The sequence below is a fragment of the Flavobacterium limicola genome (assembly GCF_003634755.1).
In the GTDB taxonomy this organism is placed as follows: Bacteria; Bacteroidota; Bacteroidia; order Flavobacteriales; family Flavobacteriaceae; genus Flavobacterium; species Flavobacterium limicola.
In genome coordinates this window covers 1124824-1138471 of the sequence record NZ_RBXA01000001.1, presented here as the reverse complement: position 1 = coordinate 1138471, position 13648 = coordinate 1124824, and the positions used below count along the sequence as shown (strand labels likewise).

The following is a 13648-nucleotide window of genomic DNA, read 5'->3' as shown; positions in this document are numbered from 1 at the left end:
TAAATTCAAATATTTTGCAAAGGTAGTGTTTAAAACCATGAATATCTATTTTTTTGATATATTAGCAAACCCTTATCCTTTTAATACTTACAAGTTTACTACTATGGATGCCAATAAAGAGCTCAGGCTTCGCTTACGATTTTACAAAGATGTTCCGCAAAACATAGATGCTTTGAGAGTTAAATTTGCCAATTACACCCAAATCAAGTCCAAAGATTACTTCGTTAAAATTCGTGGTTATCACATTTGGCTGAACATAAAAGGTACAAAAAAAGCTTATTGGTCGCCTCATTTGCACATAGAAATGGAATCTATAGACCAAAACGAAACTCATATCAGAGCATTATTTGGCCCTGACCCAACCTTATGGACACTTTTTATGTTCTTCCATTTTATTATTGCGGGAATATTTCTGATTTTTTCCGGAATTGCTTACACTGATTACATCCTTAAAAACCCCATTACTTTCGATTTAGTCGTAATGGGATTAATGATTTTCGCCTGGTTTCTACTCTATATTGTAGCTAAACAAATCCGAAGTAACGGTCACGACCAAATGAATGATTTGGGAAATTTATTTTTGGAAATTATAGAATCTTAGTTTCTTAGGAGCAATTCCAGCTCTCCGCTATATCTTTTGTGGTGTCCCGAAGTTTCGGTACACCACAAAAGGATGCCGCTGCTATCTGGGCTAAAAAAAAATCAATACCAGAAATTGAATTCTAAATATTGATTTTTCGAAAATATGGACCAGAAAAAATTACTGGTTATAACCAAATCGTTTCAGCATATTCGCGTTGCTTCTCCAGTTTTTATTCACTTTCACATACAACTCAATATGGATTTGTTTGCCAAAGAATTTCTCTAAATCAGCACGAGCATCCATTCCTACTTTTTTCAAAGCGGCACCTTTATGCCCGATGATGATTCCTTTTTGGGTATCGCGTTCCACCATAATCAAAGAACGGATTCTAATGATGTTTTCATCTTCAAAAAACTCTTCGGTTACAATTTCTACTGCGTATGGAATTTCTTTACTGTAATTCAACAATATTTTCTCGCGGATCGTTTCATTTACAAAGAAACGCTCCGGTTTATCTGTCAATTGATCTTTTGGATAATACGCAGGAGATTCAGGTAACAATTCTATTATTCTTCCAAAAACTTCGGGAACATTAAAATTTTGCAAAGCTGATATTGGAAAAATTTCCGCATTAGGAACTTTCGCAGTCCAGAAAGCCACTTGCTCTTCAAGTTGTTCTTGGTTAGAATTATCTATTTTGTTCAATAATAACAAAACTGGAATTGTAGCGTGAATGATTTTATTAAAAAAAGCTTCGTCTTTCAATTCTTGCTCTCCAATTTCTACCATATAAATAAGGATATCAGCATCTTCAAAAGCGGACTTAACGAAATTCATCATGGACGCCTGCATTTCGTAGGCTGGCTTGATGATTCCCGGCGTATCCGATAAGATTAATTGAAAATCTTCCCCATTTACAATTCCTAGAATTCTATGACGTGTTGTCTGTGCTTTTGAAGTAATAATTGATAATCGTTCTCCAACAAAGGCATTCATTAGTGTTGATTTCCCAACATTTGGATTCCCGATGATGTTTACAAAACCTGCTTTATGTGACATTTCTATTATAATTTATTGTGCAAAGGTAGACATATCAAGTCAATAGACGAAATAAAACATTTTTAAAAATTTTTATTGGAAATACGGAAATTCGTTGTACATTTGCACCCGAAACAACGCGGGATAGAGCAGTAGGCAGCTCGTCGGGCTCATAACCCGAAGGTCACAGGTTCGAGTCCTGTTCCCGCTACTAAGGTAGCCTTATTGAGATTACAAAACGCACATCGCGGGATAGAGCAGTAGGCAGCTCGTCGGGCTCATAACCCGAAGGTCACAGGTTCGAGTCCTGTTCCCGCTACTTAGAAAAACCCATCAAAATTTTGATGGGTTTCTTCGTTTTAACTGCCTTCCTCAACCCCTATAAAAACTGAGATTAGCTCAAAAATACTGTTTACTTTTTTGGTTAGATATTCACTATTTTCTGCCCTAATGAGCAAACCTTCTGAAAATACTAAATTTTGAATTCTTATTTTGTCCTCCACATCCCAATTAAGTAATTAATCCTCGGATAGTTATAATCTACTAGAAGGGAGTCTAAGAAAAACACTAAAATTAAATTTCTTTTTTGAACCTTTTATAGTAATTATAAATAAGTAAAGTTGCTCCATTTGTAGATGATAATTCTTCCAAACTTGTTTCACAAAGAGCATCTATCCTGCACATTTGATCTATCGTTGAGAGTAATTTTCCAGAGGTTTCATCAAAAATAGAAATATTTTCAATAGCACTTTTAATTACTTTGATTAATTGTTTAAAGTCTTCTTGAGATAATTCATTGTCTAAAATATAATTTTCTAATCTTGCTCCTTTTCTGTATTTAGGATACTCCTCAAGCCCCATAAATAGCAACATCCATGATTTATTGTAGTATCCAATTGTTTTTACAATTCCTATATAATCTGCAATTAACTCATCGTGTAAATTATTTGATGCTCTCCCAAATTTTTTAAGAGTATATAGATGTGTGCATTCATGTTCTTCTCTTATCGAAATAGAATAGGATAACCATAAACTCTCAGCCAAACCCAATTGTTTTGCAGCTACATTACTATAGGGTTTTGTACTCAATATAATCAAATTATCTTTATATAAGTTCTTATTAGGCAAAACATTACAAGTAAACTCTTTTGCCCAATTTCCAAAAGTATTCGTTGCTAACCATTTGTTTTTTAAAATGGTTAATCTCTCCCAATTATTGATGCCATTTATTAAAACGGCGCCCATAGATTGCGGAACATGTTTAGGGTTATTTTTATATAAAAGTGACTGTATAATCGTTGTGAAGTCTTCAATATTTGAAACCGTTACTATAGATATTGAACCAGAAATACTTTTATGAATTTTAAATGTAATATTTTTAAAATCATTTAAATTTAGTAAAAAAGGAAAATTCATATCAACTATTTTTCCTCTTAACACTATATCTTTATAAAATTCTGTTTTTTCTATGCCTAATTGTATTGGGAAATTCAATTGAGGATAACATTTTTTTAATTCATTAAAAACTGTATTCCCTTTTGAAATTCGCGTTGAAATCCCTCTCCAATATTCAAGATCCATTTCATCAAACAAAGGTGTTGTCACGTTTTTTGTTACCAAAAATTTATTCTCTAAGTACTTTTTAAGTCCTTCAGAAAAACAAAGACTTCTATTATCGTCAAGTTCTTTTAACATATCTCAGATATAATGACCATTATTAAGCAATTTGACGTTTAGCAAGTTCTGTAAATAATCCATCCTTTTGAATTAACTCTTCATAATTCCCTGATTCTTTTATTTCTCCTTTTTCTAAAACAAAAATACGGTCAGCATTTTTTATAGTACTTAACCTGTGTGCAATAACTATACGTGTGGCTTGAAGTTTATCTAAACTTTCTGCAACAATATTTTGAGTTTTATTATCAAGAGCACTTGTAGCCTCATCCATAAATAATAATCTTGGCTTATGAGCAATTGCTCTCGCAATCATTAATCTTTGTCTTTGACCTCCTGAAAAGGTTCCTGCTCCTTCACTAATAAACGTATGCATTTCCATTGGCATATTCTTTATATCATCTTCCATACCAGCCATACGTGCGGCAGCCCAAGCATCATCTAGTGTTAATTCTGAATTGCCAACAATATTTTGATAAATACTACCTGACATAAGCGCTCCATTTTGTAGCACCACACCTATTTGTCGTCTTGTCAGTTCTTTATTCATTACGTCAAATGTATTACCATCATAGAATATTGAGCCTAACTCGGCATGTTCAAATCCTAAAAGGAGTCTCATAATAGTAGATTTTCCAGAGCCTGAAGCTCCTACAAAAGCAACCATTTCACCAGGTTTTATCTTAAATGTAATATTTTTTAAAATTAAAGGCTGATCTTCATAATACCTAAAAGATATAGAATTCAATTCAATTTCACCCATTAATTCACCTGGATCAATACTCTCCTCTATTGATTCTGGTTTTTCCTCTAGAATTGGCTTAACCCTTTCGTAAAGAGGGATAACACTAAGTGAAGAAATAAATGCCATACTCAATCTTAAACTATCATTTAAAAATTTGTTAAAGGAAATCATAAAAGCCATAAATGAGCCTACAGACAACATTGCTGAATCTTTAGAATTTAAAACCGTATAATATATGAATGAAAAAAATAATATACTTGTAAAAAGAGGGTAAGAACTATTAAAAACCTCAACGAAATTTTGATAACTACCTGAACTAAAGCCCAATTTTTTTAATTTTGAAAACTTTTCACCCCATAAAGAAAAAATTCTTTTTTCACCTCCAGTTATTCTTATTTTACTAATTCCAGATAAAAATTCGAAAAGGAAACCTTGAATATCTCCTTGATATTTTGACACCTCTCTATCGTACTTGAGTTTTAACCAGCCCATCAAAATCATAAAAGAAATAGCAATTAAAGCAAGCCCAACTCCTACCCATGCTAAGCTTGAATCATAATAAAAAAGAAGTAATAAATTAACACATGAGAATGCCCCACTAAGTACAACAGTCATCAATGTATTAGATAAGATTTGTCTAATTGAATTAATACTCAAAACTCTATTTGTAAGATCACCTGCTGTATATTTTTTATAAAAAGTTACAGGTAAACGAAGTATATAATCCATTACACCTACTTGTAGATTAACACTTGATTTTGACTCTAGCCTCATTTGTAACACTCCCTGTGCAAGTTGCAGTCCAGCAGATACGAAACCGATAATTATCATAATCATGAAAATTTCTAAATGTATAGATTTATCTGCCGTAGGTATTACATCATCGTATATCATTCCTGATAATATAGGAATTAATAAACCTATTAAACTAACAAGTAAGGAAGCAACTAGTAATAGTCTGGCATCTTTTTTTACACCATGCATAGCGAAACTTAATACTTTTTTTATGGAATCCATTTTTACATCAAATCCAGTAAAAAACATATAACCAATAGGTTCTAAAGAGTCGGCTATTTCATTATTAACTATAGTTTCCGTACCTTTTGAAAGGTTTTTAATTAAGTAAGTTGTAGAATTTTTTTGGATGAGAGCCACAGGCTCATTAGATTCTTTTAGAAATGCTAACAAATGTCCATTTTCATCTTTCCACCATACATCTCGCAAAATAATTTTTCGTATTCTTACTTTAGAACTTTGAGCAATTGCAAATAGATAATTATTTGTATTATGATTATCTGACTCAAAGTATTTTGGCTCTTCAAATTTAAAACCTGTTTGTTCTCCAATGAATTGACATGTCCAATAAAGTATATTTTGTTTCTTTGCTTTATTATTCTTGAAGTGATCTGATTCTTTTTTACTACCTGTAACTATAGATTTTATTTTTTCTAAAGTATTTTTCAATTCCTCTTCTTGATAAATTAATTTATCATTAAGAATATCACTTTCTGATAAACTATTGATCTCAATATTTTTGCAAAGTTGTTTGTAAAAATGAGCTTGTAGTTTTTCTAAAGAAATTAAAAAATTAATTTCATCTTCTAGAACCTCTCTAGTACTCATTGATTTTAACTCAGAACATTCAGACAAGGACTTAACCCATAACTTATTACAAACAGGAATTGGAAATTTAAGACCATCGTTATAATTGATTATCTCATGATCTGAAAAAATAGAAAGTTTACCATCAATTAAATTTATCCAGTTTATTCCATGAGAAGGGTATGCAATCGTTTCATGATTTAAATAAAAATAATTATAACTGTCAATCGTTTTATAAGTTTTCGGAGTATTAATTGAATTAATTTTAAATGAAGTTTTTAGTATCCATTTATCAATCATACCTGCTAGAAAAAAATGATCAATAGCAATAAGTTTATGTTTATCTATTGATAATAAAGTAGCTTCGTTTGAAAAAATAATTAAACGGGTATCATTCTTAGAGTCAGCAGAAAGTAAACTAAATAATAAGTCTCCTTTTTTTGCTGAGTATAGATATTTTAACGCACATAAATAATCCCCTTTTTCATCAACTCTTACATAAAATACATTTACTTCACCAGAGACTACCATCCAGAATTTACCTGTGCTATTAAGGATCAATGGTTCTTCAACTCCTATATATATTTTTTCTTGCGTTGACATATCTTAATTTTTATTTTGTTTCAATCAATTTTGAATAAACACCATTTAGTTTTAATAATTCTTTGTGAGAGCCTCGTTCTACGATTTTACCAAAATCCATTACAATTATCTCATCACAGTCCATTATAGTACTCAATCTATGGGCAACAATTAAACAAGTACATCCTCTTTTCTTAATATTATCCATCACAATTTTTTCTGTGGTTGAATCCAAGGCGCTAGTAGCTTCATCCATAATTAAAATTGTAGGGTTGCAAACTAAAGCTCTAGCAATTTCAATTCGTTGACGTTGTCCACCGCTAAAATTTGAACCGCCTTCTAAAACTGAGCTATCGTAACCTTCATTTCTAGCCGCAATAACATCATGAATATCAGCATCTTTTGCAGAATTTATAATATTTTTTTCAGGAATCATTGCGTCCCAAAAGGAAATATTTTCTTTAATAGTACCATTAAACACTAAAACTTCCTGATCAATTACTGCTAATGATTCTGTAATGATATGTCTAGAAATATCTTTTCTGTTTTTATTATCAAGCAATACCTCACCTTCCCAGGGATCATAAAGTCCTGAGGCTATTCTTGCCACAGTAGACTTTCCGCTTCCAGAACCTCCGACTAGTGCTACTCTACTTCCGGGTCTTAATTTTAAATTAAAATTCTCTATTAACGCTGGCATTGTAGGACTATATCCAAAAGTCACATTTTTCATTTCAAAATATCCAATTAATTTGTTATTTACGCAATCCTTATTTGGCTGCTGGATATTTTTATCTTCGTTATTAATAAATTGTTTGTCAATTTCATAGTTCATTACATCATCAATACGCGCCATATCGCTTTCCGTCTCGTGCAACATAGCTCCTACTGATACTAATTGATTTACTGGCGTAATAAAATTATTCATTAAATAGGTAAAGGCAACTAAAGCTCCTAAAGTCATCTCTCCTTCCATTATCCTCAAAGCCCCTAAACCTAAAATTAAAGTATTTGTTAAAGATGAAATTAGGTTTGGAAGTATATTAAGCCTTATGGTCAACCACCCAAATTCTTGTTGAGCATTCATTACTTTAGCCAAATAACCAATCCAATTCGTGAAAAAATCATTTTCTCTACCAGAAGATTTTAATGTTTCAATCATACTTATTCCAGAAGTAGTAGTTCCTAATAACTTTCCAGTTTCATTACTCAATCTTCGGCTTCCGTCTTTTCTAGCTGTCGAAACATATTTTAAGGCAACAACATTTAACAGTGCCATAAAAACACCTATTAAAGTCAGGGTAACATCATAAGAGAACATTAAAATTGCATAAAAAATTACAACAATAACATTTAATGCAGCATTCGCTAAATCACCACTTAATAGTTTTGCTACTTTGTCATTTAATGAAACTCTATTACCTATTTCACCACTATATCTCTGAGTAAAAAAAGCAATAGGTAAGTGAAAAACATGCCAAAGAAATTTACTAGAAGTTACTAATGCTAGTTTTGTTTCTAATTTAAGTAAAAAGTATTGCTGCAGATAGACTAAAGATGCATTAACAATAAGAAGGGCACTCATAATTAATAAAAGCGGCATTACAAAACCTGAAAAATTATTAATTAGATATTTATCTATAAATATTTTAAGGAATGATGGAATTACTAAACCAGGAATTACTAAAAACAAGCTTGCAATAATAATATAGGTTATACTCAATTTAGAATTTGTAATTCTTGAAATTAGTGATGCTATTAATCCTTTTTTATCATTTCCTTTTTCAAATTCTTTTGAAGGGCTAAAGGTTAAAACGACACCTGTGTAAGAATCGTCAAATTCTTTGTGAGTTACGTAATATCTACCTTGAGCTGGGTCACTAAGGTAAACTCTGTTTTTTGTAAAACCCTCAAGTACCAAAAAGTGATTGAAATTCCAAAAAATAATGGCTGGAGCTTCTATTTGCATTAATTTTTCAATAGATTTAGCGTATCCTTTTGCCTCTAACCCAAACTCTTTAGCCGCTTTTAGAATATTTGTAGCCTTTAATCCATCTCGTGATACCCCACAAGCTATTCTCAATTTTTCTAATGGAACAAATTTTCCAAAATGTCCTAAAATAATACTTAAAGCAGCAGCACCACATTCAACGCTTTCCATCTGAAGAACAGTAGGCACTTTGACAGGTCTATTTTGTTTTTTTAAAAGTAAGTTTATGATATTTTTCATTTTAATGGATCAATATAAGTCAAAAAATTTCTTGAACGCTGGAACAACTAATGTTACAGGAGGCTCTCGTTTGATTGTGATTTTACCTAAACATGATGTTCCTTCTTTCAGAAAAATATCTGGTCCTTTAGCTGAAGTCCATTTATAACCACTATACGATACTGGGTCTTTCTCAAAATCTACATATACTTCAAACAAAGGACCACCTACTAAAAGTTGCTTTGTAAGTTGATCATTTTTAACAGATGTGAGCATTCCTTGTTGGGTTATCGGAAAATCAGACACATAAGTAACTTTGCCTTTTATAAACCCATATTCTTCAGGCTGTACAGTCGAAGGTACAATTAAAGCTTCCATTCCTTTTTTGATTTTTTTCCCATCTTTGGAAGGAATATAAAGAATACCTCTTAATTGAGATTGCTTTGTTTTGATTGTATTTTTAAGTTTAAATAATGGAGACCCTATAGAAACAACAATTCCAGCATCAGTTAAAACCTCAACTACTTCTCCACTATATGGACTTTTTATATTTCTTTGATTATCATATCTTTCAGTTAAAAACTGAAGATTTCTTTCAGCTTCCGCAATTCTTTGCTTTTGTAATATCACTTTCTGTTGCATATCAAAACCTAAATCATTTTGTTGACTTGAGGTTTGAGCTATTTGTCCTTTTAATCTTTCAATAGTATTTTTAGCTACCTCAATTTGTTGTTTCGTATTGGCAACTTGCGATTTAGTTATTAAACTTTTATCCAATAAAACATTCTCTGATTCCAATTGATTATTCAAAAAAATAATCTTCTTTTTTTCTGATTCGATTTCACCTTTAATACTTACACGGGATTGACTAATTATTTCACCTTGTAGTTGAGTGCCTTGATTCCCATAAGACATTAGCTTTTCCATTTCAAATTTTCTATCAGATAGAACCGCTTTTGCATCTTCTATTTGTTGAAATAGTTCTGGTTGTCGAATTGTAGCGATAATATCACCCTTTTTAACGGCACTACCTATTACTACTCTCAACTCAACTAATTGCCCTTGTGCTGTAGCAACTACTTCATGAACGTCCCCTCCCAGTACAACACCAATTACATCTAATTTTGTTTTTACGGTGCCCATAAAAGACCATATTATCGCTGTGAAAATTGCTACTATAATTGTAATTAAAGCTATCCAAGCTTTTGTACCAGTGACCTTAATTAATTGATCTAATTTTTCTGGAGTTGAAAGTTTTTCTAATGCCGATTTTCTAAAAAAAGGTGCTGACATAATTTATGTATTTTTAATTTTCTGTGTTAGGAATAGTATAAAATGCATTTTGAGTAATTTTAAACCCAAGATCTTCTTTAGAAATAAGCGTACCTGTTTCGTGCCTAAGTATTAAGATTGCATTTGAGAATTGTTGCTGTGCGTTTAAATTCTCTAATTCTGAAGCAGTAAGTCTTTCTTGAAATAAGATTAAATTCAAAAGAGTAGTTAAACCGGATTGAAACTTAATCTGTTCATTTTTAAATGCATTTTGATAAAAATCAAAAGACTCTTTTGATTTTTGAAGAATTAAAACACTATTCATAAGATTATTAACTGCTAGGTCAATATTCAATTCAATATTTCTATGAATGTTTTCATTTATTATAGTTTGATTTTGCAAAGCAATTTTACGTATCGAATAATTCCCTTTGGCCAAATTGTTATTCAACGGAAAAGAAAATGAAAGTTTGGCTCCACCTCCTAGTTCTTGACCTTGATTATTAACAAGAGAAGACCATGATTTATCAACTCCGTTTCCTACGCTTGCACTCCCATAAAAACCAAATGCTGATAAGTTTAATTGAGGCTTTAGATTATTTGTTGCTACTAAATATTGAAGTTCTAATGCTTTATATTCCTCTCCAATTGCTTTAACATCACCTCTTTTACTCTTAGCTATTTTAATTAGTGCATTTTTATCAATAATCTCATTATAACCAGATTCTAAAACAGTGGGGAAATCATTAATAGGAATATCTAGTCTTTGACTTTCTTCATCGATTAGACCAATAACTCTTCCTAAATTAATTCTTGAGTTATACAAATTTTGTTTTGCAACTACAGTTAGCCTTTCTTGATTCCTTAAATCTGCATTGACTTGATCTAAATCACTCAGCGGTTTTTTATCAGCTTTTACAAGTTCTGTAGTCATATTTAATACCTCTCTTACTCTATTCTCATTTTGAGTATAAATTGACAGACTTTTATATGCCGTATAATAATCCCAATAAGCAATACCTATTTGCTCTATTTCAAAAGAATTTGCAAACTCATAATCATATTTACTTTTATTGATATAAAAAGCAGATGCTTTTTCTGAAGCTGTAACTATCTTAGCTCCTCTTCCTCTTAAAAGTGGTTGAGTTAAAACAAGGTTAAGCGTACTAGAATGATTACCATAAAAACTGCCAACAAGTTCATTGAAAGCATTGTACGGAAAATTTGTATTATTATAATTATATTTTAAAACTATATCAATTGATTGTCCAGTTCGAAGTCTTTTTTGTGAACCAATTGAAAAATCAAATGAATTATTTCTAAGCGTTTTATCGACGAAATCATTTCTAGGATCTGCATCAAAAAGATTGTATTTTCTATTTTGAAATGTAACATCAGAATTTAAGTTAAAATCAAAAATACTTTTTTGAAGTTGTAAATTAGCTTCGGCATTTTGAATGGAGTAATTAGCACTTCTAATGGTTGGATTTTTATTAAATGCAATACTTGAAACCTCAATTAAATCACACTTGATTTTAGCCTGACTATATAAAAGATTATAACTAATAAATAAAATACAAAACAAAAAGTAATTCCTCATATTGAACTTAATAATTGACACTTAACTTTACTTCTGAAAATCTATTTAATATTTGACCAAAACGCGCACCTGCTTGTGAAACCACATCTAATACTTTTGTGTCAATTAAATCCTCTTCCTCTGGTACTCCATATCCTAACTGATCTGTAGTTTTTCTTAACCTATTAGAAAGAAATAATGCTAACGAGTAATAAAAATTAGCTTTGAAATCTGGATTTGATGAAAGTCGTGCTTCTATTACATTTCGAGATATTTTATAAACAACAGCTGTTTTTTTTGAAATTACAGAAACTGATGGAGGTCTAGATTCTAAGAAAGACATTTCACCTACAATTTCACCTGCTCCTAAGATGGCTATTTCTTCATCCTCAGTCTCATCTGAAAAAATTGACAGCTGACCTGATAATAAAATGTACAAATTATCTACATAGTTCCCTTTTTGGATCAATTTATCTCCTGTTTTCAGTTCTATTTTTTGGCCATTGTGGATCATCCATTCCACATCTCTGTCGTTTAATTGGCCTAAGAAAAAAAGCACTCGTTTCATAGTATATATTTTTAAGGTTATGGTTATTTAGTTATGGTTTATTTAAAATGGATTTTATTTTAATTACTGGATTTGCCACTACTCTTTCAACAAACTCATTTTTAGGATAATGAGTTTATTAATGCTTTAGGTGATATATTGTATTGATTACTAAATAATTTAGAAAAATAGTGGGAATCATTATAACCAACAGAATATGAAACTTGAGAGATCGAATCTTGAATATAATTATCGATTAATTGCTTAGCTTTATGCAACCTTAAAACACGTATGTATTTATTAGGAGTCAAATAAACTAAATTCGAAATTTTTCTATGAAGTTGCCTTTCACTGACAGCCATTTTACATGATAATTCATATAGATCAAGGTCGCTATTAGAAATGGAACTATATATTTCTTTTTCTAGGTTGATTAACCAATTTTGATCGTTTTTTGTTACTTTTTCTGGAGTAATCTTGTTGGAGCATAAAAGCTGAACATTCTTATTTGATTCATAAATATCAAAAATATCAGGTCGTCTTTGTATTGTTAAGCTTACCGATTTAGATTTAATTTCATTTAATATTTCTTCTATAAGGTCATTAATTTGCTTACTACTCGAAAAAATTATTTCATTTGTTATCTTATTCTCAGCTGAGCTAGGCTTGCTAGCAGTAATAATCGTATCTAACGGGTTCTTTATATGTAAGAATAAATGATTTAAAATATCCGGCGAAGACCAATCTATCGTAGTTTTTTTGGCTGTTGCATTCATAAATTGTAGCGGTAATTAATTCTATTGATTACTAAATTTCAAAATTCGGATACTAACATGTTCGTGGGCAAACTCAAAGTCTATTGACTTCATTATTTTTAATTACCTAAAACTATTGGTAAAATGAGATACCTATATTGTTATGTAAACATTCTATTTTGTTGATTTTATGCCCTTCAAAATGTTAGCTAAAAATGATTCTTAAGAAATTCTATATGCCAAAACTACAACTGAAGTTTAGTGAAGTTTTACACTTAAAGTGTAAATAAAGTTAAATATCAAAAAACCCTGTATACAAATAACTTACTCAGAATTGATTGCATTAATTGCTACAAAATCTAATATTAAAACACATTAGAAATTACAACTAAAGACTTTTGGATTCCTTAAAAAAAAGATAAATATTCAGTCATAACCAAACCGCAAAATTTGCAAGTAGATTATTCTGTTATTTTAGTTTGTTAAAAAGGTACAAAACAAACTGTAAAATTTTAAATTAAAAAAATACAACTCCTTTTAACTAATATCCCATTTAAATAAGATATACTACTTGTTTGTAGCTGGTCAAATAGTTCCATGAATTCATTTAATATGATATTTTAATATTAGGTTTATAAATAAAAAATAAATGTTTAATAGCAACTTAGCCTTATTTTATAATTTTTTATTAAGAAATAAAGTAATAGGAATTCCTTTTGCTATTGATATTTATAGTTGCCAAAATGTAAATGAGGTAACAAAAAAAATATCATCAACATTAGATTGAAATAGAAAATAAAAATTAAATGAAATTTTTTAAAAATTTATGAAAATGTAATTTGAGTAAAAAGTATTTGGAGAAGATATACTTATAAAAATTTAAGAAACTGTAACAATAATTAAAACTTAAATTAGAGGAAAAATGACAAATGAAACAATTAAAAATAAAATCTACATTATAACAATCTATTTTAAATACAGCTTTGTTGGTTTAGAATGAGGTTAGATAATAAATTGAAAAACACATGAAATACAGTATTATGTTTCCTGATTATTAAAAAA

Annotated in this window: 9 protein-coding genes and 2 tRNA genes; 3 read left to right on the top strand and 8 right to left on the bottom strand. The window is 30.2% G+C overall.

What is annotated here, in order from left to right; all coding sequences use genetic code 11:
* Positions 1-37 precede the first annotated feature (37 nt).
* Complete coding sequence (locus BC952_RS05095) at positions 38-601, top strand: hypothetical protein (RefSeq protein ID WP_121364517.1); 564 nt, start codon at positions 38-40, stop codon at positions 599-601.
* A gap of 159 nt (positions 602-760) precedes the next feature.
* On the opposite strand, the gene era is transcribed toward BC952_RS05095, so the two are convergent.
* The gene (gene era, locus BC952_RS05090; RefSeq protein WP_113634912.1) at positions 761-1642 is read right to left on the bottom strand and encodes a GTPase Era; all 882 of its coding nucleotides are present in this window, start codon (positions 1640-1642) and stop codon (positions 761-763) included.
* 117 nt (positions 1643-1759) lie between these two features.
* Here era and BC952_RS05085 point away from each other — a divergent pair.
* Both BC952_RS05085 and BC952_RS05080 read left to right on the top strand, forming a co-directional pair.
* Positions 1760-1832, top strand: a tRNA-Met gene (locus BC952_RS05085).
* Positions 1833-1867: 35 nt separating this feature from the next.
* Positions 1868-1940 (top strand) — tRNA-Met (locus BC952_RS05080).
* Between the two features lie 254 nt (positions 1941-2194).
* On the opposite strand, the gene BC952_RS05075 is transcribed toward BC952_RS05080, so the two are convergent.
* The 7 genes from BC952_RS05075 to BC952_RS05045 form a co-directional block, all read right to left on the bottom strand.
* Entirely contained in the window at positions 2195-3316 is a 1122-nt protein-coding gene (locus BC952_RS05075) for a DUF7005 family protein (protein WP_121364516.1), read from the bottom strand.
* 22 nt (positions 3317-3338) lie between these two features.
* Complete coding sequence (locus BC952_RS05070) at positions 3339-6245, bottom strand: NHLP bacteriocin export ABC transporter permease/ATPase subunit (RefSeq protein ID WP_121364515.1); 2907 nt, start codon at positions 6243-6245, stop codon at positions 3339-3341.
* Positions 6246-6255: 10 nt separating this feature from the next.
* Positions 6256-8454, bottom strand: coding sequence for an NHLP family bacteriocin export ABC transporter peptidase/permease/ATPase subunit (locus BC952_RS05065; RefSeq protein WP_121364514.1), 2199 nt, complete (start codon positions 8452-8454; stop codon positions 6256-6258).
* A 9-nt stretch (positions 8455-8463) separates the two neighbouring features.
* Entirely contained in the window at positions 8464-9726 is a 1263-nt protein-coding gene (locus BC952_RS05060; RefSeq protein WP_121364513.1) for an NHLP bacteriocin system secretion protein, read from the bottom strand.
* 13 nt (positions 9727-9739) lie between these two features.
* Positions 9740-11305: a TolC family protein gene (locus BC952_RS05055; RefSeq protein ID WP_121364512.1), complete on the bottom strand. Its 1566-nt coding sequence runs from the start codon at positions 11303-11305 to the stop codon at positions 9740-9742.
* Between the two features lie 7 nt (positions 11306-11312).
* Positions 11313-11852, bottom strand: a complete 540-nt coding sequence (locus BC952_RS05050; RefSeq protein WP_121364511.1) for a cyclic nucleotide-binding domain-containing protein — start codon at positions 11850-11852, stop codon at positions 11313-11315.
* Positions 11853-11953: 101 nt separating this feature from the next.
* Positions 11954-12607, bottom strand: a complete 654-nt coding sequence (locus BC952_RS05045) for a helix-turn-helix transcriptional regulator (protein ID WP_121364510.1) — start codon at positions 12605-12607, stop codon at positions 11954-11956.
* Positions 12608-13648: the final 1041 nt, after the last annotated feature.